This is a genomic window from Mesobacillus jeotgali, from assembly GCF_031759225.1.
GTDB lineage: Bacteria > Bacillota > Bacilli > Bacillales > Cytobacillaceae > Mesobacillus > Mesobacillus jeotgali_B.
The window spans coordinates 4,373,659-4,396,104 of the sequence record NZ_CP134494.1 but is presented as its reverse complement, the minus strand read 5'-3'; the positions used below and the strand labels follow the sequence as shown (position 1 = coordinate 4,396,104).

Annotated in this window: 18 protein-coding genes; 17 read left to right on the top strand and 1 reads right to left on the bottom strand. The window is 43.4% G+C overall.

Annotated features, from left to right (window positions below; all coding sequences use genetic code 11):
• Positions 1–14 precede the first annotated feature (14 nt).
• Positions 15–287 carry a sporulation transcriptional regulator SpoIIID gene (gene spoIIID, locus RH061_RS21935; RefSeq protein ID WP_031307660.1) on the top strand — a complete coding sequence of 91 codons (273 nt, stop codon included), beginning with the start codon at positions 15–17 and terminating at the stop codon, positions 285–287.
• 216 nt (positions 288–503) lie between these two features.
• Here spoIIID and RH061_RS21930 read toward each other — a convergent pair whose 3' ends face one another.
• Positions 504–842, bottom strand: coding sequence for a WXG100 family type VII secretion target (locus RH061_RS21930; protein ID WP_311072878.1), 339 nt, complete (start codon positions 840–842; stop codon positions 504–506).
• Positions 843–1,263: 421 nt separating this feature from the next.
• On the opposite strand from RH061_RS21930, the gene essC reads away from it, so the two are divergent.
• The 16 genes from essC to RH061_RS21850 all read left to right on the top strand — a co-directional run bounded on the left by essC (position 1,264) and on the right by RH061_RS21850 (position 22,409).
• Positions 1,264–5,883, top strand: a complete 4,620-nt coding sequence (essC, locus tag RH061_RS21925) for a type VII secretion protein EssC (RefSeq protein WP_311072877.1) — start codon at positions 1,264–1,266, stop codon at positions 5,881–5,883.
• Positions 5,876–6,127 (top strand): methyltransferase, encoded by a 252-nt coding sequence (locus RH061_RS21920; protein ID WP_311072876.1) that lies wholly within the window; start codon positions 5,876–5,878, stop codon positions 6,125–6,127. Before essC ends, RH061_RS21920 begins: the two co-directional genes overlap by 8 nt.
• 117 nt (positions 6,128–6,244) lie before the next feature.
• On the top strand, positions 6,245–6,982 hold the full coding sequence (locus tag RH061_RS21915; RefSeq protein WP_311072875.1) for a hypothetical protein: 738 nt from the start codon (positions 6,245–6,247) through the stop codon (positions 6,980–6,982).
• 4 nt (positions 6,983–6,986) lie between these two features.
• Positions 6,987–7,118 (top strand): hypothetical protein, encoded by a 132-nt coding sequence (locus tag RH061_RS21910; protein ID WP_311072874.1) that lies wholly within the window; start codon positions 6,987–6,989, stop codon positions 7,116–7,118.
• A gap of 77 nt (positions 7,119–7,195) precedes the next feature.
• Positions 7,196–7,939 carry a hypothetical protein gene (locus RH061_RS21905; RefSeq protein ID WP_311072873.1) on the top strand — a complete coding sequence of 248 codons (744 nt, stop codon included), beginning with the start codon at positions 7,196–7,198 and terminating at the stop codon, positions 7,937–7,939.
• A 205-nt stretch (positions 7,940–8,144) separates the two neighbouring features.
• Complete coding sequence (locus RH061_RS21900; protein ID WP_311072872.1) at positions 8,145–8,630, top strand: hypothetical protein; 486 nt, start codon at positions 8,145–8,147, stop codon at positions 8,628–8,630.
• A 309-nt stretch (positions 8,631–8,939) separates the two neighbouring features.
• Positions 8,940–9,719, top strand: coding sequence for a hypothetical protein (locus RH061_RS21895; protein ID WP_311072871.1), 780 nt, complete (start codon positions 8,940–8,942; stop codon positions 9,717–9,719).
• Between the two features lie 4 nt (positions 9,720–9,723).
• The gene (locus RH061_RS21890; RefSeq protein WP_311072870.1) at positions 9,724–11,136 is read left to right on the top strand and encodes a Tle-like phospholipase domain-containing protein; all 1,413 of its coding nucleotides are present in this window, start codon (positions 9,724–9,726) and stop codon (positions 11,134–11,136) included.
• A 3-nt stretch (positions 11,137–11,139) separates the two neighbouring features.
• A complete protein-coding gene (locus RH061_RS21885; RefSeq protein WP_311072869.1) occupies positions 11,140–11,331 on the top strand; it encodes a hypothetical protein in 192 nt (63 codons plus the stop codon).
• A gap of 35 nt (positions 11,332–11,366) precedes the next feature.
• Positions 11,367–11,669 (top strand): WXG100 family type VII secretion target, encoded by a 303-nt coding sequence (locus RH061_RS21880; protein ID WP_041964574.1) that lies wholly within the window; start codon positions 11,367–11,369, stop codon positions 11,667–11,669.
• A 30-nt stretch (positions 11,670–11,699) separates the two neighbouring features.
• Positions 11,700–12,002: a pore-forming ESAT-6 family protein gene (locus RH061_RS21875; protein WP_311072868.1), complete on the top strand. Its 303-nt coding sequence runs from the start codon at positions 11,700–11,702 to the stop codon at positions 12,000–12,002.
• A 605-nt stretch (positions 12,003–12,607) separates the two neighbouring features.
• Positions 12,608–13,927, top strand: coding sequence for a DUF6382 and FHA domain-containing protein (locus tag RH061_RS21870; RefSeq protein WP_311072867.1), 1,320 nt, complete (start codon positions 12,608–12,610; stop codon positions 13,925–13,927).
• Positions 13,928–13,947: 20 nt separating this feature from the next.
• Complete coding sequence (locus RH061_RS21865; protein WP_311072866.1) at positions 13,948–14,721, top strand: PP2C family protein-serine/threonine phosphatase; 774 nt, start codon at positions 13,948–13,950, stop codon at positions 14,719–14,721.
• Between the two features lie 49 nt (positions 14,722–14,770).
• On the top strand, positions 14,771–16,720 hold the full coding sequence (locus RH061_RS21860) for a protein kinase domain-containing protein (RefSeq protein ID WP_311072865.1): 1,950 nt from the start codon (positions 14,771–14,773) through the stop codon (positions 16,718–16,720).
• A gap of 94 nt (positions 16,721–16,814) precedes the next feature.
• Positions 16,815–17,480 carry a hypothetical protein gene (locus RH061_RS21855; protein ID WP_311072864.1) on the top strand — a complete coding sequence of 222 codons (666 nt, stop codon included), beginning with the start codon at positions 16,815–16,817 and terminating at the stop codon, positions 17,478–17,480.
• A 15-nt stretch (positions 17,481–17,495) separates the two neighbouring features.
• Positions 17,496–22,409, top strand: a complete 4,914-nt coding sequence (locus tag RH061_RS21850; protein WP_311072863.1) for an Ig-like domain-containing protein — start codon at positions 17,496–17,498, stop codon at positions 22,407–22,409.
• The last annotated feature ends 37 nt before the right edge of the window (positions 22,410–22,446 follow it).

The following is a 22,446-nucleotide window of genomic DNA, read 5'->3' as shown; positions in this document are numbered from 1 at the left end:
GGAGGGCGAGTGGTGTGCACGATTACATCAAAGAGAGAACAATCAAGATTGGAAAGTATATCGTGGAGACGAGGAAAACAGTTCGCGTCATAGCGAAGGAGTTTGGCGTATCCAAAAGTACAGTCCATAAAGACCTGACAGAAAGATTGCCTGAGATCAACCCTGACCTTGCCAATGAAGTAAAAGAAATCCTTGATTATCATAAATCGATCCGCCACTTGAGAGGCGGCGAAGCCACGAAAATGAAATACCGTAAAGAGGAAAGGGAAGAAGAGCCGGTAAAGTGAAAAAAGGTTGAAACAAACAGATTGGAGGGACCTTAATTCAGCAGTGTGACTTTTGCCTACAACAAAATGAAAAATGCCCAGCTTAGATTGAGTAAAGCCGGGCATCGCCACAAAAGGCGTGTATGATTCTGCTTTTTTTCATAGCGGAGGCTGCCGCCTTTTTATTATGGCGAATGGGGGACAGGCATGAACGCTTGACGCCATGTCCCGTTTGTCTTATCGCAAGCCGGTATTATTCAGCCTTGCTTCCCTTTCCTTCGCGGCTCTCTCTGCTGCTGCCCGTTCCGCTGCCTCTCTTGCTTCTTCTTCCCTTTTGATTTCATTCGCTGCTGCGACGATATCAGGTCCGATCGAAAAAAGCAGCGTTTGCAGCTCGGAAATCTCCCTGCTGATGCTATTGATCGCGTTATTGATGTACGTCATTTCCTGTGCCTGCCATCCGCTGTTAAGATTCCCTTTGAAGTCCTGCAGCCTGCTTTTGATTTCATTTAATTCCTGGGCGTAATCTCTGATTCTATTTGCCTGAGAATACGCCTGGCCCACATTAATCTTCATTTGAATCACCTGCTCATTTATTTAGATTCTTTGATTATAGTATGCCTTTTGAAAAAATCACAATGAAAACCTTCAAAAATTTGTAAAAAATATTGGAATATTTTAGATGTAATTGGTTTGAGATGGATTTTGTTGGGGTAAAAAGAACTAGTTTTCTGTATGTAAGTTAGTGACTTCGTACATTAACACCATAATATCCTTACTAACTAAAAGTGATAATAGGACTAAAATCCCTATTTTTCCAGTTAAGGGGGTAATTAGTTGAATATAATTCCTAATATTGTAAGATATTTATATATTTAGAGATGCACCTAAGGGTTGATGTAAAATTACACTTTTTGAGATAAAATGGTAAAAAATATAAAGTTTTCACTTTACATACTATAGAAATACAGATATCTAGGGCTGGGGAGGAATTGAGTTGATTCTCACACTTTTTGACCGGAATCGGGTATTCGATCTCGTTTTGCCTGAACGAGTCACAGGAAGGTACATACTGAATACGGAAGATGAAGAAAACAACCCGGTCGATATGCTGGCAGTTGAAGCGGTAGAAGGCCAGTGGTACCTGAAATCCAATAAAAATGCATATTTAAAGGATAACGCCAACGAAATACAATCAAAGGTCCTCATTGAACCATTCAAAACATATAGCATTCACCGCAGCGATCATCAATCCGCTTTAGTCTATGTCGAGCCGCAAACAGCAGACCGTAATGAATTCACTAAACATATTGCAACCACCAATTCCATTAAAATCGGCCGTTCGCAGGAAAGCCAGATTTGTTTTTCGAACAAACTGGTATCGAGTTCCCACTGCGTCATCGAGTACAGCAGCAATGGCAAGGCTGTCATCAAGGATTTCAACAGTTCCAACGGTACATATGTCAATGGAGAAAGAATCAGGGAAAAGGAACTGGCTGTTGGTGACGTCATTTTCATCATGGGTCTTAAAATTATTTTCAACGGCCGTCTATTGTCGCTGAACAATCCGCATAAGTCGGTATTCCTCGACCGGAACGCATTCAATTCATTCATTGCAGAAAAACCTGTGGTCGAAAAAGAACTCAACCTAGATGAAATACATATTGAAGAAGAAAATGATCAACTTTTTTACCGTTCGCCGCGCTTCAAGCGTGATATTGAAGAAACAACCATTAAAATCGATCCGCCGCCGCCGCAGCCAAATATTGATGAAACACCGCTGATGCTTCTGTTGGGACCATCAATCACGATGGGGATGGCTTCCCTGTTCACAGGCCTTTTAGTATTGCAAAACGTAATGAGCACTGACGGGGATATCATGAGGGCGATGCCAACGCTTGTGATGTCAATCAGCATGATGATCGGAACCGTACTCTGGCCGATTTTAACAAAGAAATATGAAAAAAAGCGCCGCATCAAGCTTGAGGGCATCCGCCAGGAAAAATATTCGAAATACCTGGCGGAAATGAAGCAAGTAATTGAGGATGAGTGCAAGCACCAGAGCGAGATCCTGTTTGAAAACCACGTTACCCTTGAAAACTGCCTGACAAGAATCAAGCGTCGCCAGCGCAATCTCTGGGAGCGCGGCATCGGGCAGAATGATTTCCTTAAAGTACGCCTGGGTATTGGAGACCTGCCGCTGAACGCGGAAATCAAGTATCCTGAAAAACGCTTTATGCTTGAGGATGACAATCTTCAGGATGAGCTTTATCAGATCGTAGAGAAGCCGCAGATATTGAAGGATGTGCCGGTCACTGTCGACCTGACGGAGGAACGGATCAGCGGAATCATTGGCAGAAGGGAAGAAGTGAAGAAATTTGTCCAGGGTCTGATATTCCAGCTGACATCATTGCATAGCTATGACGAGTTAAAGCTAGTGTTCATTTACGATGAACATGAGCATGATACATGGAATTTCGTGAAATGGCTGCCGCATGTCTGGGATGATGGCAAGGCAATCCGCTTCGTCGCCACAGATGCCAATGAAATCAAAGAGCTTTCAGCTTATTTTGAAAAAGAAGTCAGTGCACGGCAGGCGCTTGATGAGGAAGACCTTGCGGAAATCGAACAGCATTATGTCGTGTTCTCGATGAGCAAGAGCCTCGCTTCAAAGGCCGAGATGATCAATCAGATTTTAAAAGAAAAGAAGAATATCAGATTCAGCCTGGTCACTCTCTATGACGAGCTGAAAAACCTTCCAAAGGAATGTACGAATGTCATTGAACTCGACAAGAGTTTTTCGAAAATCTATGACAAGGACGATATTTCCGGGAAATATGTAGGTTTCAACGCAGACAGCTATCTGGAGGAGGATGCGGAAGAGCTGGCGGTGAAATTGGCCAATATCCAGCTCAATACCTCACAGAAAGCCTATACCCTGCCTGATATGCTGACATTCCTGGAAATGTTTGGCGTGGGTAAGATTGAACATCTGAATGCACTGACCAAGTGGAAGGAAAACAATCCCGTTCATACGATCCAGACGCAAATCGGTGTCGATACGCAGGGCGATCCATTCATGATCGATCTGCATGAAAAGTACCATGGTCCGCACGGATTGATTGCCGGGATGACCGGTTCGGGTAAAAGTGAATTCATCATGACGTTCATTTTGTCGCTTGCGGTCAATTATCATCCGGACGAAATTGCGTTCATCCTGATTGACTATAAAGGAGGTGGCATGGCGAATGCTTTCGAAGACCTGCCGCATCTGGCTGGGACGATCACGAACCTCGATGGAGCCGCGGTCAACCGTTCATTAATCTCGATCCAGAGTGAGCTGAAGCGCCGGCAGGCCATTTTTAGCGAAACAAGCCGGGTCGTTGACCAGAGTAATATTGATATTTATAAATATCAGAAGTTATATCGCGAAGGCAGGGTAAAAGAGCCGCTCCAGCATTTGTTCATTATTTCCGACGAGTTTGCCGAATTGAAGGCGCAGCAGCCTGAGTTCATGGAGCAGCTTGTCAGTGCCGCGCGTATTGGCCGAAGCCTTGGAGTCCACCTGATCCTGGCGACACAGAAGCCATCAGGTGTCGTCGACGACCAGATCTGGAGCAACAGTAAATTCCGTATTAGCTTAAAGGTGCAAGAAAAAGCAGACAGTATGGAAGTCATCAAACGCCCTGATGCTGCGGAACTTAAGCAAACTGGACGCTTCTATCTCCAGGTCGGCTTCAATGAATTATTCGAACTTGGGCAATCGGCATGGGCTGGCGCACCTTATTATCCATCCGACAGAGTCGAAAAGCATAAAGATGACAGTGTCGTAGTGATCGATGATCTCGGCCGCGTCATTAAAAATGCCCGAATCGATAAGCGTAAATCCAAGGTGAAGAATCCGCCGAAGCAAATCGATGAAATTACGGAATACCTGGCGAGAATGGCAGAGCAGGAGAACATCAAGGTCCGCCAGCTGTGGCTTGAGCCGATTCCTGAACTCATCTACGTTGATAAATTGAAGAAGAAGTATGACGTTATCCAGCAAGGTTTTGCGTTGAACCCGATTATCGGTGAATACGATGATCCGGCGAACCAGAGGCAAATGGTCATGCGCATGCCAATCACTCAGGACGGAAACGCTGTGATCTACGGCATAGCCGGCAGCGGAAAGACAACATTCCTGACAACGATGCTGTACTCACTAATGGAAGAACACACGCCGAACGAAGTGAATTTTTACCTTCTTGACTTCGGTTCCGAAACGCTTGCCTGGTTCCGTGAAGCACCGCATGTCGGCGATGTCATGCTGTCGCATGAAAGCGAGAAGATCCACAATCTGTTTAAGATGCTGACAGGTGAGATTGAGCGGAGGAAGAAGCTGCTTTCGAATTACGGCGGCGATTTTATCACCTACAACGAGATGTCGGGTGAGAGCCTGCCATCGATTGTTGTGGCGATCCACAATTACGCGGCGTTCTCCGAAATGTTCGAGGAGCTGGAGGAAGGCATTTCGTTCTTGACGCGTGAAGGCCTGAAGTATGGCATTTATTTCATCGTCACCGCAATCAATACGGGGGCGATACGCTATAGGCTGCTGCAGAACTTCAAGCAGATGTATGTGCTCCAGCTGAATGACCAGAGTGAATACTCGGGCGTATTGGGCAATACAGACGGAGTGTATCCATCCAAATCGAAGGGGCGCGGCATTTTTAAGAGTGATACGACATATGAATTCCAGACGGCTCATATCACAAGCGATATTGACAATATGTACAGTTTCATCACCGATTATTGCATAGGCCAGCGAGATACATGGACGCAGCCGGCCGCAACGCGAGTGCCGATTCTTCCTGAAAAAGTGGATCTTGACTACTTGCGTGATGAAGCAAGGAATATGAGCAGCAATAAAGTGCCGGTCGGAATCGAGAAAAATTCCTTGAAGACTGCCTACTTCGATTTCCTTGGCAACTATGTGAATGTGGTGACTGCCGCGCAGAATGATCAATGTTCGGATTTCATGCAGGGTGCTGCTGAAGTTTTCAATGCATCTGAAGGCAGGGAGCTGATTGTCATCGACCCTAATGAGCACATCAAGGCGGGCCGCACGCAGGATTATAAGTACATTTCCGAGGCGTCACAACTTGAAGATATCATCGTCTACCTGTTCAACACGCTCGTGCACCGCAACAATACGACGAAGGATGCCATCGAGGCAGGTGAACAGCCGCCAGTGTTCGGAAACATCACCTGTATCATCGATTCCTTCACTGATCTGATGATGTATCTGTCACCGGACGGACAGGATAAACTCAAGGTCTTCCTTGAAAAAGGCAATGGCCTCAACGTGAATCTGATCATTTCCGACAGTGCCGATAAGCTGAGCTCGATTTCCTTTGAAGCCTGGTTCAAACAGCACGTATCGCTTAGCGATTTCATCTGGTCAGGCAATGGCATAACAGATCAGTATGTCATGAAGCTCGGCAAGGTAACAAACGATATGTACCAGGAAATCCCGCCAGGCTTCGGCTATGTCGTCAAAAAAGGAAAACCAACACTCGTGAAGCTGTTATCCTCAGTAGAAAGCATGCAAGAGGAGGTAGCGTACCATGGATAAGGTGCTAGTAGAGGTCTTCATCCCCGCCTCTGAAAAATCATACGACGTCTTCCTGCCGCTCGAAAGCAAACTGCACGAAGTCGTCTACCTGCTCGCCGGCACCATGACCGAACTGTCACAAGGATACTTCTCAGCAACACACGACACCATCCTCTGTGACCGCAAAACCGGCACCATCCTGAACATCAACCAGACTGTCGAAGAAGTTGGGTTGATGAACGGGGCGAAGTTGATGTTGATTTAGGGATATGGTGGACATAGGGAAGGTTATTGTAACTCACATGAAAAAGAACATAACCATGGGGACGGTTTTCAAAACCGAGGACCGTTCCCGTTTTTCAAAACGGAAGGTGTGGAGAACTTGAAGAAGTGGATCAAGCTGACTGCGGCAATTTTATTCGTGATCATGGGAGGTGCGGGGTGTATGAGTTCTGAGAGTAAGGTAGTAGATCATTTAGAGAAGGTTTACGCAGAAGAGTTTGAAGTAGAAAGTACCAAAGAGGGCAGTGACATTTTTCCGGAAATGTACGGAAAAGACAAAGTAATTGCCCATCCTGAGGGTAAGCCTGAATTAGTATTCATTGCGGGTGAAAGCAGAAATGAGGCAGGGGTGTTTTACGATACCTATGTCCTATCCAAGTGGTCAAAAGAGTTGGATGCTAAGTATAGTGACCAGATAAAAAGTGATTTTGGCCAAGAGGTTGAATATAAAACCTTGCTCTTAGCCCAGGGAGATAAATATGATCCAAGCATGATTGACATTCCTTTTTCACAGTATGTCACAGAGAATAAAGAAGTTGATGTTACTGTTAAAATCGCGATTAAAACAGATGGAGAGCCGGATATCTCTAAGTATGCAGAACCTGTTTATAATCTTCTGGAGACCCTGAAAAAAGAAAATACGAAATTTTATGGAGTGTCAGTAGGGTTTGTGGACGAATCTGAGGATATATCAGATTACATTAGGACCTCAAATATTAACAATATTCCATGGTCTAACCTGAAGGCAAATGTCTACGGCACTATAATGGTAGACAATTTAACTGGAATCAATTCTCCAGATGAAATAGCCCAACACTACGATAAGTCTGAAGGGTGATTTTATGTCCATTAATAATCTGACTGAAGAGGAAAAGAATGTTTTATTAATGCTTTCATATTACGATTTGCCGACAGATAAAGAGTTGGATGCCAAGCTGCAGACTGATTCAAAGCGGTTCTCGCGTCTCACTTGAAATTAACATAAGACCATGGGAGCGGTTTTCAAAGAATGGTAAACCATTCCCGTTTTTAAACGGAAGGTGTGGAAAATTTGAAGAAGTGGATCATGTTGACTGCGACAATATTAATTGTAGTTTTGTTTGGAGCGGGATGCATGAGTTCCGAGAGTAAGGTTATCAAGCATTTGGAAAATAAATACGGTGAGAAGTTTAAAGTAGAGGGTGTTGATAAGGCTAGTGCATTATTCCCTTCACTTTCTGGGAAAGACCAAATATTTGCCTACCCCGAAGGAAAACCTGAGCAAATATTTGTAGCTGGTGAAAGCCAGAATACTGAAGGGAAGATATATGACACATATGTTCTAGCTAGATGGGGTGAAGAGCTGGAGAGGGCATTCGAACAAAAAATAAAAGAACACATTCCCGGTGATAGTGAGTTTAAAATTTACCTCCGGATTGCGGATAGTAAATATGATGAAAGCATGAAGGAAATGTCAATTTATGATTATTTTCAAAATGTAAACACTGACGCTGAGGTTGTTCTTAACCTAGCTGTTAAAACTCAAGATACCCCGAATTTAGACAGATATAAAGAGGGTTTATTTAATCTTTACCAACAAATTGGTGAAATCGGAGCTGAAGATTATACGCTGTTAGCTGGATTTGTAGATGAAAAAGAAGATGTTACTGACTATATCAGGACTTCTAATGTTAACAACCTTCCTTGGGAAAATTATGGAGGTAATCTGTATGGGTTCTCAGTGCTTTATAATCGGGCGTCAAAGTTGAATAATCCTGATGATGTAGAAAACTACTATAAAGTTGTTAAAAAGTGAGCGACATTGGGTCGGTTCTTGTGTCTTATAAAGTGTGACGTAGGGACTTATGTACGTCTCGCAGAATTGAACATATAACCTTAGTGGCCGTTTTTCAAAACCGGAGGATCCGTCACTGTTTTTAAGCGAAGGGTGTGGAAAATTTGAAGAAGTGGATCATGTTGACTGCGACAATATTAATTGTAGTTTTGTTGGAGCGGGATGCATGAGTTCCGGGAGTAAGGTTATCAAGCATTTGGAAAATAAATACGGTGAGAAGTTTAAAGTAGAGGGTGTTGATAAGGCTAGTGCATTATTCCCTTCACTTTCTGGGAAAGACCAAATATTTGCCTACCCCGTAGGAAAGCCTGAGCAAATATTTGTAGCGGGTGAAAGCCAGAACAGAGAAGGGGAAATATACGATACCTATATACTGGCCAGATGGGGAGAAGAGCTTGGAAAGACTATGGAACAGGAAGTGAAAAAACAAATTCCTGATGTTGGCGACTTTAAGTTCTATCTGCGTATAGCAGAGAGTAAATACGATGAGAGTATGATTGATACTTCCATATATGATTACATACAGAATTTAAATAAGGAAGTTGAGGTTGTATTGGTTGCTGCCATAAAAACCTCTGGCCAACCAGATATGAAGGCCTACAATGAAGGACTATATAATTTTATATCAAAAGTTAAAAAGCCTAAACACTGATTTTTATACACTCTCAGTTGGGTTTGTAGAAGATTCCTTGAATAGTGACGAGTATATAAGGACCTCCAATGTGAACAATACTCCATGGTCTAATTTAAAGGGAGCATATGGAGCTGTAGTTGTAAACGATAGCTTTCAAATAAGTAAACCTGAGGATATGAACGAATATTATGAGGTTTATGAGGAGTAATAACTAAGCATATAGGGACAAATGATAACTCTCGAGTGCCGATTAGTTAGAATACAGGATCTAGGGGCGGTTTTTAAACCGGACGGTCCCTGTTTTTTAAAACGGAAGGTGTGGAGAACTTGAAGAAGTGGATCAAGCTGAGTGCGGCAATTTTTTTCGTGATCATGGGAGGTGCGGGGTGTATGAGTTCGGAGAGTATAGTTTTAGCTAAATTAGAAGAAAAGTATAACCAAAAGTTCTCAATAGAAGGAGTCAAAGAAGGCAGCAAGGCTTTTGCTCAAATGTATGGTAAGGATAAGCTGACTGTGCATCCGGAAGGGAATCCTGAGGCAGTTTTCCTGGCGCAAGAGGACAAAGATGACAAAGAAGTTGTAAATGATAATTATGTCCTAGCTAAGTGGGCTGAAGAATTAAAAGCAAAGCTTGCGGATCAAATTGAGAAAGAACTCCCTCCTGGAACTCCGTACAAAGTTTTATTAAGAATTGCGCCAGATAAATATGATAAGTCCATGGTTAATATGTCATTTGATGAGTATTTAGAAAAAAGCGATCAAGATTTTTCTGTGGTTTTAAAGGCAGGTATTAAGACGGAGGGAAAACCAGAGGTTAGTCAATTTAACGAAAATATTTATAACTTGTACAACTTGATGAAATCTGTAGGAACAGAGAGATATACAGTTTCAGTAGGGTTCGTTGACAATTCAGAAGATATCTCAGATTACATAAGGACATCACTTGTAAATAATATTGCCTGGTCAAATTTAAAAGCTAAAGTTTATGGTGAAGTTAATGTAGATTACCGTTTTGATCCAGAAAACAATTCGGGAATGGTTGATGAGTCGCTTGTACTAACCGGACCCGAAAGAATTGCTGTTAATTACCAGCCATTCGGGGAGTGATTAGATGTCCTTGAATAAATTGACAGACGAAGAAAAAAGTATTCTTTTGCAGTTATCATATTTGGATTTGCCGCCCGAACTTACTGTTAGTGATAAATCAACTCTTACCATTGATGAGGTGTTAATACAAATATCTGATAACGAAATAGAAGTCGATTCTGATCGATTTGACAATATAAAAAACTTCCTAAGAGATAATCCAAATACCAGCCTTAAAGATATTAAATTAACAGGCTACCAAAATCACAACCCAAACGAGGCGAACAATACAGAGGGTGAATCAAACTCCGGTTTTGTTGGTTACGCAATCAAGGATGGGGATGGCAATGGTGCAGTGTTATTCCGCGGCAGTGAGAATCCCTTTAACTGGGGCCATCTTAAAACAGATTGGGGAGGAAATTTAGCCGCTGGTATGAGTATTGAAACCAAGCAGCATGACGAAGCTCTCACCTTTTATGAAGCGAATATGAAGAACCTGGATGGAGACATCACGATTTATGGTCATTCTAAAGGCGGAAACCTTGGTTCATGGGTTTTTGTGAATAATTATCAAGATTCAAATGTCAATGCCTATATCTTAAATGGGGCTCCGCTTTGGTGGTTTGATTTAGATGAGGGTCAGAAAAATGCGATGAAAGGTGATCGTTTTACCTTCATCACTTTTAATGGAGATATCGTATCCCATCTGGGATTTGCCCCGTATGTAGATAAGATTGTGTCGATCAATAAACAGCATGGAGATTATTGGGATCCGTTTTATCCGCATTATGAGACCAGCGGAGTATACAACAAGGATGGCAGTTTCGCATCAGCTCGAAGTGCGGATACATGGGGAGTAGCCGATATGGCTTTGGATGTGTTCCATTCACTTGGCAGTATGCGGGATTACCTACCAAGGCAGATTGCCAAGGCATGGATAGTAATCGGCGCAGCGACCTTGGACATTATTTATAACACCTGGCAGGGAGTAGTGGCCAAGGCCAATTATGTAAAAGAGCAGGCATTGATGTATATTTCCAAAGTACATCAAGCCGGGCGGGAATTAGTTGGCAAGGTGGGGAAATTCTTTGAAACTGTTGCCATGAGGGCAAAAGGCTTTATAACAAAAGCCATTGATTATGTTAACGGCAACAACTTCCCAATCGAACCCTATATAAAAGTAGATATCCCAAGGCTTATCTACTATGCAAACCGTCTGCGTTCGGTGCAAAGGCGGATCGCACAGCTCAATGACATGATCGACGATCTGTATTGGGAAGCGGGTGTCATGGGACTGGATAATGTCCTGGCAGCGGATATCGCATCATCTTTTGATATCCGGGTACCAGAAAGTATCAACTACCTGAATCGCACGGCAGAACTTTTACAGCAGAATGAAAGGTATCTTGCCGGAAAAGCCGGTTCAATCAGGGGGTAAACAATGGATCCGAAAGTGAGAAGCAAGATTAATAGAATTGCCGCGGAAGCGAATGCGATAGCCCGTGAGCTGGAGGATATCTCGAATGGCCTCAGCCATGAATTTAAGGGGATTGGTACGGTAAAAGCGGCATCAGGATTGCGGCGTTCTGCGGAGAAATACCGCTATGTAAGCTATAAGTTAAGAAGAATATGACTCTATTAGACATCACTTGAAAGGAGGTGAAAAGAATGGCAAGATCGATCACTGTTGAACCAGCAAAGCTTGAAACGACTGCTAACAAGATTGACCAGCAGGCAGCTGACTACGAAAGAAATTACAAAGCTCTTTTCAGTGAAGTCGAAGCGATGGCGGCTGCTTGGCAGGGTGCTGACAACCAGGCGTACACTGCGCAAATCAAAGGCTTCATGGACGACTTCAACAAAATGACTCAGTTGATGAGACAGTACTCAGAGTTCCTTAAAATGAGCGCTAAGACATACCGCGACACGCAAAGCGAAGTCATTAACCAGGCTAAGAGATTGAGCAACTAATCCTTAACATAACGCAGGAGGTGAAATACATTGGCAGGAGATGGAATCAAAATCTCGCTAGGCGAGGTTAGCAAAACGGCGGGCCAAATCCGCAACTTGAACCAGCAATTATCTACTAGATTGGAAGAAATCAAGAAGGACATGAACGCACTATCGTCATCATGGAACTCAGACGCTTCCAACACAATCCGCGGCAACTTCAACTCATTGGCACCGCGATTTGAAGAATATCGCCAGGTTGTCGACAGCTATGCCAAATTTTTAGATAACACTGTCACAAACTACAACACTGCAGAAACAACGATCAACAACAACGCCAGCTCTTTTAAGTAATCACTTTTTACAGAGGGTAGGGGGCAAGCAGCTGATGCAGTTTGCCCTTCTGTAAAAAAACCCCTGTGATGTGGCGGTGAGCATTCAAGGGGATTATCTGTGACACAATGGGGATCTCTATCCACCAAGGTGGAATATTCGTCACCCAACGAGGATTATCCGTGACCTAACGAGGATTATCCGTGACCTAACGAGGATTATCTGTGACCTAACGGGGATTATCCAACATCCAACGGGGATTAAAATCGGTGCAACGGGGATTATCCGCAGGTAAACGAAGATGAAAAGCGTATCAGCAGGAAGTAACCCTGACTCAGCTGGTAGAATGGGTCCCTGCATAGGAAAAAAGGGGTCCAACCGTTGGGAAAAGATAATCAACCGGAGATAAAATGCTCTCAACTGGAGATATAAGCTCTCAACTGGAGATATAAGCTCACCAACTGGAGATATAAGCTCACCAACTGGAGATAAAATCCTCTCAACTGGAGATAAAAGTACTTCAACCGGATATAAAACTATTCCACGGTAAATAAAGTCATTTTTTTTAAAAAAAAGGTTAGGTGGAACCAAACCATACATAAATTCAAAATTGGAGTCGAAGCGCAATGATCAAACAGGTGGAATTGAAACTGGAAAGCTACGGAATCTCGAAATTCCTTTATTATCATGCAGCCAGCAAGGCGGATATCGATGGCGGACAGGTGGAGCTGCTGCGAGCGAGCCGGGTTCCGGGAATCCTGACGTGCAATGCGATTTTAGAGGGGGATAACTGCTTTCTTCGCTATGACATGATTTCCGATAACACGCTTGAGATGCTGAATTCCACGCCGGCGACGAAGGAACGTCTCTTCAACTGCTTCCTGAATATTGCCGAGACGCTGGTGGATGCCCAGGCAAGCGGCCTCGATATCGAGAATTTCGTGTTCAGCCAGCGTGAGATCTTTATTGATAATTTTTCAAACAGATTAGTTTTTATCTATCTTCCTGTAAAAAATAATATTTTTGAAAAGGTATCACTTAAAGACTTTCTGCGTGAATTGCTGCTTTCGGCTCCTTACGAAGAAAATGATGATGCCGCGTTCTTCATCAAACTACATAACTACCTGGTGCAAACGGAGGACGTAACGCCAGAACACCTGCTGGAAAAAATGAATGAGCTGGCTGGTGAGGAAACACTCATACGCCAGCCTTACAAGATGCCAGAAAAACCGAAGCAGGAAGCAGTACCATCTGCACCTGTCCAAACGGATGAAGAAAGCCCGACAGAAGAACCAGAGCTCGAAACACCATTGATTAACCCGAATTTCTACAGCCCTGGCAGCGAGGTTCACACCATGAAAACGAGCGTCGACAATGGCGTGCTGACTTCGGAATATACAAGCCAGAAGAAGGATGTCAAAACAGGCCGCAAGCTCGAAATCGAGGAAGAGGTTAACTACAAACGGATCACCAGGGCTGAGCTTGGTGACAATAACGCTTTGTTAAAAGAGGCGTCGGCACTCGGCAGCGGTACTTCAATCAATATCCAGCCGGCAATTGCCAGCAGCATTGAACAGGAGGACGGAGGCACCACTGTACTTGGTGTAATGGCGGATGAGGATGAAGGGACGACTACTCTTGGACATTCGATCCGCAGGCCGTTTTTACTGGCTGTTTCCAAGAATGAAAAAATCACGATTGCCAAGGACTTTTTCAAAATCGGCCGAGATCCGATGAGAGCGGACTTTGCATCGGAAAACAAAGTGATCGGCCGGGTCCATGCACATGTGATTGTATCGAACGGCGAATATTTCCTGGAAGACAATCATTCTACCAACGGCAGTTTTGTGAATGGAGTCAAGGTTTCGCCAAAGGAGAAAGTCAAAATCAAGCATGAAGATAAAATCAAGCTCGCGAACGAGGAATTCATTTTCAGGCTTTACTGAGATTGATAGGAGGAACAAGGATGGCATTTCAAGTGGCCTATCATACTGACATAGGAATCAAGAAAAAAACGAATCAGGATGGCATGTTGCTGAAAACAGCCCAGACTCTTGAAGGTGAAATCGGCCTGTTTATCATTTGCGATGGCATGGGCGGGCTGTCTCACGGTGAACTGGCAAGCGCCACGGTGATCAGAGGAATGTCCGACTGGTTCGATCAGGAACTGCCCGAATTGCTGGAAGGCGGCATCGCTGAAAACGAAATTCCCGTCAAGCTTGAGGAACGTGTCCGCGAGCTGAACCAGAAAATCCTTGAATATGGCGAGGCTTCGAACATCAAGCTTGGGACCACGATTACAGCTTTGCTCATCCTTCACAAGCAATATTTTATTCTTCAGATTGGTGACAGCAGGGCTTACAGCATCAACGAAAAACTTGTCAAACTGACCGAAGACCAGACGCTCGTCGAACGCGAGCTGCAGCGCGGCAATATTACCGCCGAACAGGCGAGGATTGACCCACGGAGGAATGTGTTGCTCCAATGCGTTGGCGCAACAAAGGATATCAACGTCGTTATCACGTCGGGCGAAGTGGAAAACGAATCAATGTTTATGCTCTGCACCGACGGCTTTTACCATGAAATCAGAGACGAGGAAATGCTCGCACACCTGAACCCGCAGTCTTTTACCGAAGAAAAACTCATGAAAGAAAAGCTCATTGAACTAGTCGAGCTCGCAAAAGAACGCCAGGAAACAGACAATATCTCGATTCTGCTGGCAAAACGGGACGTGAGGTAGTTTCTCACAACCCAAAAAACGGAATGCTATCCCCACGTTTCTGGGAGGAATGAAATTGATACAAATTGGCACGATCATTGATGATAGATATGAAATATTGAAGGAAATCGGGCGCGGCGGCATGAGCGTCGTTTACCTGGCGATGGACAACCGGCTGAACAAGTCGCTCGTCGTCAAGGATATCCGCAAGCGCAGCAACAGCAATAATGAGCTACTGATCAACAGCCTGGTCGTCGAGGCGAACATGCTGAAGAAGCTCGACCACGGTTCGCTGCCGAAGATCTATGACATCATCGAGTCCGAGGGCGATATTTACGTGGTGATGGACTATATCGAGGGCGAGTCACTGAAGGAACGCCTCAAGCGTGACGGCAAAATCCCCGCAAAAAAAGTGATCGAGTGGGCAAAACAGCTGAGCGATGTGCTAGGATACCTGCACACCAGGAAGCCGTACCCGATCATTTACAGAGACATGAAGCCAGATAATGTCATGTTGACGCCAGAGGGGAAAATCAAGCTGATTGACTTCGGGATCGCACGTGAATTCAAGACCGAGAATCTCTCAGACACTACGAATCTCGGAACGAAGGGATATGCGGCTCCTGAACAGATTTCCGGCAGGCAGACGGATGCGAAAACCGATATTTATAGTCTGGGAATCACGCTTTACCATCTCGTCACCGGCAAAAACCTGAGCGAGCCGCCATTTGAAATCAGGCCGATCCGCGAATGGGACCCGACGCTTCCCGAGGGTCTTGAGCATATCATCAAAAAATGCACCCAGTCCGAGCCGGAGAACCGTTACCAGAACTGCGAGGAGCTGAGTTATGACCTCGAGCATATCAACAGGCTGACGAAGGGCTACAAGAACATGCTGATCAAAAAACTGGCGATGTTCCTTGTTCCCGCGGTACTGTTCCTGGCATTCTCAACAACCTCCGTTCTCGGGTACAAAGGAATGAAAAATGAGCAGTTCCAGGATTATATGAATCTGGTCAACCAAGCGAGCATCGCGTTGATGGACGGTGAGCAGACCGAGGCGATCAAGCTGCTCGAGAGCGCAACCCGCGTCGACAACGGGCGTCCGGAGGCTTACATAAATCTGCTTGATTTATATATTAATAGAAACCAGACTGACGAAGGGCTCGCCAAGCTGGAATCATACATACAGGATGAATACGGCGGAGTCCATAAGAATAACGAAGTTCTTTTCAAAATGGGAATGACCTTTTTCGATGTGAAAAGGGACTACAACAATGCGCTGAAATACTTCCAGCAGGTGGATGAAAAAGAACTGCCGGATGCTAAATATTATAAGTCGCTGGCAACGACGATGAGCAGCCTGAATGTCGACTATACGAAGTTTGCCGGAGACCTTCAGGAGTTCCACGAGTACAATGATGGTCTTGCCAATGACAGCAAAAAAATCGATAACTATAACTCTCTAGCAAATATTTATATTTCATATAAGAGCCAGATTCCTGACGCGAATACCCAGGCAATCGAGATTGTCCAGAAGGCGAAGGAAGTGCTGGCAAAGCTTGAAAACGAGCAGCTCCAATTCAAATACGAGATGGAATTCGAACAGAAGCTTGCCCAAGCCTACTACAGCCGCGGCGTGAATTCCGAGGACAAAGCGAGCGCCCGTGACGATTATGAACAGGCAATCGAACATTACAACAACCTCCTTGATTTGAACGTCGCAGACCAGGAAGACGTCTATGTCAAAATTGGCGTCATCTATCAGGAGATGGGTGAATTCTCCCGTGCAGTCGAGCACTTCCGGAACACGGTGCTGAAAAAGTTTCCTGACAGCATCAACGCCAATGTTAAGCTTGGCAATCTACTCCTGGACATCGAACAAACCAAAGAAGAAGGCAAGCGGAACTACGCTGAAGCGAAAAAAGTCTTTGAAAAGGCTGGAAGTCTCCCAGGTGCCAAGGAAGACGAAGGGTACAAAAAGCTCAGCAGGCGCATGGAAAACTTGAATATTCTCTAGGGGAGCAGAGAGAAGCGGAGGGATGTACCTTTTGCTTCCGAAAAAGAAACAAAAAGTACGTCCCCATGCTCCCAAGGAAGGCAGTTGAAGAAAATTGGCATACCAGATTATGTTTTACGGCGGTTTGGCAGGTGCGGTGATCGCGCTAGTGATTGCGGTTCTGACCTACGTGAAACTCAATATTGCCCAGGTCATTACTGATCTGACGGGCTGGAATTTTCCTGGTGCGGGGAGAAAAGCCCGGAAGACGACAGCCAGCAACCAGACCGATGCAATTACAAAGCCGACTACAAAGGAAATCCATGTCCGCAAGAATGTCGATAAGGAAGTGGCAGCTGGTGAGTATGTGGAACCAACGGAAAAGATGGCGAGCGGTCAGATTGACCCAACAGCTCTTTTGAGCCAGGAGAGTTTCCGGAATACAGCCTTGCTAAAACAAGAAGGCTTGGAGCCGACGGCATTGCTATCACCAGATGGACTCGAGCCGACAGCTTTATTAAAAGAAACTCCAATGCGAGAACCAATTGCAGCAGCAGTCCCATCCAGCCGAAGTGTTTCTCATGACTCACCAACCGAGACGACCATCCTGTCCGAGTGGAATGAAACCACCGTCCTGACGGCAGACCATGATGAAACGACTTTACTTGGTGAAACAACACTATTGGATAACTTCGAAGAAACCACCTTGCTGACAGAAGAAGAACCACGCTTTCAGAAACAAGTGGATATCATGATAGTCCACTCAGAATCTATTATTTAAAAAGGAGAATCAGAAATGCTCGAACCTAGGAAAAAGAAAAGGCGGCCCAATAAATGGACAATTGTTATTCCTATCGTCTTGGTGATGATATCCTCAATTTTAATTTTAAATGGAAAAGTTCTTTCAGAGCAGACTGATCCTAAAAGGTATATCTCTTTCGATGATCTTGGTCTTCAATGGGAAATGGAATCCCAGCCTTCAAAGGAAATATGGACTAACAAAGAAAACATTTCTTTTGTAGTTAATTTGGGAGATGATTATGGCAGAGTCAAGGATAAAACTAATATTAATCCAGATGTTGACAAACCAATATCGGTTTCAGCAACACAAGGGGAAACCGTGATTAATAACGTAACGGTTACCCCAGAAGGAACAGGGGAAGCTTTTAAAGGATTATACACTGTTTCCGTACCAGTGGCAGCTGATGGGGAGATAAAGGTAGATGTCGAAGTAGTGGCTCTGGAAAAATGGAATAACCCGGCTTCTGAGGGTTCCTTTACTGTTAATCGTGACACCACCAATCCAACAGCAGAGTTGAATAGCTCAAACGGCCTTGTTAACGATGATTTTTACACTGAAGATGTCATGTTAACTGCAGTGGTCAACGAAGCAAACGTTGTACAGGATTCAATAAAGATTCACAAGAAGAAGAACGACGAAGCGGCAGAAATCTTTACTGCAGAGGTTACAGAGGATGGAAAGTATACAAAAGATCTTCTTTTTAAAGAAAACGGCAATTATGAAGTAATCATAGAAGCAACAGACAAAGCAGGTAACAATGTTTCGGAAACCTTTTATTTGACCGTATCTAAGCCGGGCAATGAACCGGTAGTATCGGTGTTCAACATGAATGATGGCGGAAAAGCCATTAAGGATTTTGCCATAACACAGCAAATCGGCATCAAAGTTGACAGTGAGATCCTGATTGGGGAAGCAAGCTTGGACATTATCAAGGATGGTGAGGAACTTCCCGAGCAGCAAATGGTTCCTGCAAAAAGAACAACAGAAACATTCGAGTATGACCTCACAAAGGGTGGTACTGCTAAACCGGATGGGGTTTATCAAGTCAAAGTAACCGTTAAGGACCATCACAATAAGGGGATTCTCCATGACCCTGTCACATATTCTTTCGTTGTCGACAATACAAGGCCTAAATATACTTACAGTATTGAGAAGGATAAAAATTATAGCTTACAAAAGAATGAGAGTATGGAAGTTGAGATTGAACTGCATGAAACTAACATACAATCATCTAATGTAACGGTGAAAATGCAGAATTCTAACGGTGAAGAAAAGAGCATTTCGACAAGATTTGAAAATGGAAAAACTACTTTCACAGCGTCTGAAGAAGGTGAATATAGCATTCAGGCAACTGCCATCGACAAGGCTGGCAATGAAGTGAATGAAACCACCAAGTTTAAAATCGATAAAGAATCCGGTCCTTTCATCTCGATGAAGGCGGGAAGTCTTGAGAATGAGCAGCTCGAAGGCCAGTATTTTAACAAAGATACTCAAATTGACTTTTTCGTCACAGATTTAACTTTAACTGAAAAGTCGCTAAACATAAAAAAGGATGGAGCAGAAGTTACCCATAATCCATTTACGCAACTCTTATTTACTGCTCATACAGAACATATTTTTAAAGAAGATGGCAAATACAGTGTTGAAGTGACAGCAAATGATTTCTTTAATAACCAGAGCTCTAAAGGTCCATTCAACTTTATAATGGATCAAAAACCTCCAGTTCTTGAAATTCTGGATTTGAATGAAGGTGAAGAATACGGAGGAGTACAGAATTTCACCATCAAAGTGACAGACGAGAACTTTGATTTAGTTAACACAAAAATCTCTGTTTGGCGGGATGGTGAGGAGTTAAAAGATAAACCGGTAATCGAGGAAATAAAGGACGTTGGCCTCAAAGGTGCACTATATAAATATAGCTACGATGTTGATGGAAACTATGAGATTCGTTTTGACATCCAGGACAAAGCAACAAACAAACCTGTGAATGCTTCACCAATCTTTTTTACAATTGACCAGAATAATCCGGAACTGACGATAACAAATCTGCAGCAAAATGGTCACTATCCTGGATTGAAGGATGCTACTTTCACCATCGAGGATTTGACACTTGATCTGAGCAAGTCTGTCCTGAAAGTGACTAAAGAAGACGGTACATTTGTTGAATATGACAAATGGACAAAAGGAAACAAAGGAAGACTGAAGACGGCTTATCAAGTTTTGGATTTTGAAGAAGAAGGAGATTACAAGTTAGAATTCGAAGGATATGACAAAAAGGGAAATAGTTATGCCATTAAGCCAATCCAATTCACGATTGATAAAACGAACCCTGAGCTTACTTTTACCGGTATAAATGAGAAAGACTTTGTAAAAGGCGGAAACTCAATCAACGTCGAAATAGATGAGCATAACCATGAATTTATGAATGTAGATGTCTATTACAAGGTTAATGGCGGAGAGAAACAGGAGCTTGCCTGGACCGATAAGGATGAAAAAACTACAAATGACTATACATTCAAGGGCGAAGGAAACTATGAATTCACCGTCATAGCAATGGATAAGGCTGGAAACCAGTCAACATTGAAAAGGACATTCACGGTTGATGATACACCGCCGACAATTAAAATCACCGGTGCTGATGACAACTCCTTCAGTAACAAAGACCGAGAAATCATCATTCAGGTCAACGAGCGAAACTTTGATAATAATAATGTTGAAATAGAATTTAAATTCGACGGGGAAAAAGTCAAGTACCCTGTTCAGTGGAAAAATGATGATCAAGAAACAACTTTAAAGCATCGTTTTGAAGCGGATGGTGACTATGAAATCACCGTGAAATCAGAGGATGCTGCAGGAAACAGTGCGGATACAAAATCGCTCAATTTCACGATTGACAAAACAGAACCCAAAGTAGAACTTGCAACTGAGATTGAAAATGGTTTCAATTATAGCAAAAACATGCTGGTCAAAATGAAGGTTGAAGACCGGAATATCAATCTGTCAGACACAGTTCTAAGTGTTGAGAAAAATGGCAAGCCATATAATGTGGGTCAATTGAAATTGCTTGCAGATTCAAAAACAGTTGCTGTTAACAGTTATACATTCTTTGAAGAAGGTAACTATGTAATCAACCTAAAGTCGACAGATAAAGCTGGAAATACACAGAAAGAGGAAGAGCTTTCCTTCATCATCGACAAAACCAATCCAGTCGTAAAAATCGATGGAGTAGAAAACAACTCATTCAATCCAGAAAACAAAAATGTGACCATCTCAATTGATGAGTTAAATTATGAAACGAATGATGTAAGCATCAGCGCAACAAAAGATGGTTCTGCATTCTCTATCGGCAGCTGGAAGAATACCGGAAAGCTATCTAAATTAGGATACAATTTTAACAGGGATGGACTTTACACGATCCAGGCAAATGCGAAGGATAAAGCCGGTAACGGTCCAATCGCTGAGAAAAGGACGTTTACAATCGACAAAACCAAGCCGGAAATCGAGATCACAGGTGTCGAAAATAATGCCTATTACAATGTTGATAAACCAGTTAACGTTTCAATCAAAGACGTAAACCTCGATATCAACAAAATTACGGTGACCAGGAATGGAGCAAGATATAATGCCGGCGGTTTCTCGGTGAATGGAAATCTTGCTTCGCTCCGCCATAACTTCAGCGCCGAAGGTGAATACAACATTTTAGTGGAAGCAACCGACAAAGCGGGCAACAGCTTCAGCAAGACAATGAAGTTCACGATCGACAAGACAAAGCCTGTCATCACTCCAAAATTCAAAGGGCAGAATCGCGTCATTAAAGACGGAGAATATATCAATGAAGTATTCACTCCGGAGTTTGCCCTTGCTGAAGCAGAGGATATGATCGTTTCTGCGACTCTGAACAATGGAGCAAACCTTGGTAAAAACGTTCCTGTTGCAGCAAGGGAAATGAAATATATATACAAAGTTCTCGCGCGCGACAAAGCAGGCAATGAATCAACACTGGAAATCAGCTTCACGCTTGATACAACAAAGCCAATGCTGAATATTACCGGCGTACTTGATGGATTCTTCAATAAGGATATCGCACCGAAAGTGACATATTCAGATATCCATCTGGATCGCAGCAAAACATCGGTAACCTTGAACGGCAAGACATTCGAAAACGGCACCAAACTTGAGTACGAACAGGATTATATTTTAAAAGCCGTCATTACAGACCTGGCGAATAATGTATCATCCAGAACAATCGTCTTCACGATTGATAAAACAAAGCCAGTCATTAAGTTTAAAGAGCCTATTTCCAATAACTATTTCAACACCGACCTTCTGCCTCAGCTTTTAATCGAAGACATGAATTCATATGACATTATCGCAATGATGCTTGACGGTAAACCATATGAAGCTGGCGATCCGATCAAAGAAGAAGGAAAGCACGTCATGTTCTTTGAAGTTAAGGATAAGGCAGGTAATATCCAGCAGTTGAGCGTCGAGTTTATCATCGACAAAACCGCGCCAAAGGTAGTTTATGAAGGTGTGAAAAATAAAGAGAAATACTATGACCCAGTTGATATTTCCATCCGTCTGAATAATCCGAATGACAAAATTAAATCTGTCATGATCAACGGTGAAATGTTTGACGGAGATGTAGTAGAAGAGGATGGCTTCCAAGTAATCAAAACCAAGTTGGCTGAAATCAAGCCATACGAAATTAAGGTAACTGCCTATGATGAAGCAGGCAATGAGAAAACAACCGTGATTTCATTTGAGATTGTCGAAAAGGGAGCTTTAGTGAAGTTTTATGAAAATAAACCTTTGCTTGGCGGGACGATTGCTGGTTTGGTAGGACTTCTTGGAGCGGCAGCAACAGTGCTTGTTCGCAGACGCAAGGTGAAAGTGGAAGAAGAATAGTGGAAAAAGAATTCAAAGAGATGATATTTCTCTTTGA

Coding starts and splice junctions, on each gene's coding strand:
- RH061_RS21930 (WP_311072878.1), bottom strand. CDS start 842: ATGAAGATTAATGTGGGCCAGGCGTATTCTCAGGCAAATAGAATCAGA.
- RH061_RS21920 (WP_311072876.1), top strand. CDS start 5,876: ATGGATAAGGTGCTAGTAGAGGTCTTCATCCCCGCCTCTGAAAAATCA.
- RH061_RS21910 (WP_311072874.1), top strand. CDS start 6,987: ATGTCCATTAATAATCTGACTGAAGAGGAAAAGAATGTTTTATTAATG.
- RH061_RS21900 (WP_311072872.1), top strand. CDS start 8,145: ATGAGTTCCGGGAGTAAGGTTATCAAGCATTTGGAAAATAAATACGGT.
- RH061_RS21890 (WP_311072870.1), top strand. CDS start 9,724: ATGTCCTTGAATAAATTGACAGACGAAGAAAAAAGTATTCTTTTGCAG.
- RH061_RS21885 (WP_311072869.1), top strand. CDS start 11,140: ATGGATCCGAAAGTGAGAAGCAAGATTAATAGAATTGCCGCGGAAGCG.
- RH061_RS21880 (WP_041964574.1), top strand. CDS start 11,367: ATGGCAAGATCGATCACTGTTGAACCAGCAAAGCTTGAAACGACTGCT.
- RH061_RS21870 (WP_311072867.1), top strand. CDS start 12,608: ATGATCAAACAGGTGGAATTGAAACTGGAAAGCTACGGAATCTCGAAA.
- RH061_RS21865 (WP_311072866.1), top strand. CDS start 13,948: ATGGCATTTCAAGTGGCCTATCATACTGACATAGGAATCAAGAAAAAA.
- RH061_RS21860 (WP_311072865.1), top strand. CDS start 14,771: ATGAAATTGATACAAATTGGCACGATCATTGATGATAGATATGAAATA.
- RH061_RS21850 (WP_311072863.1), top strand. CDS start 17,496: ATGCTCGAACCTAGGAAAAAGAAAAGGCGGCCCAATAAATGGACAATT.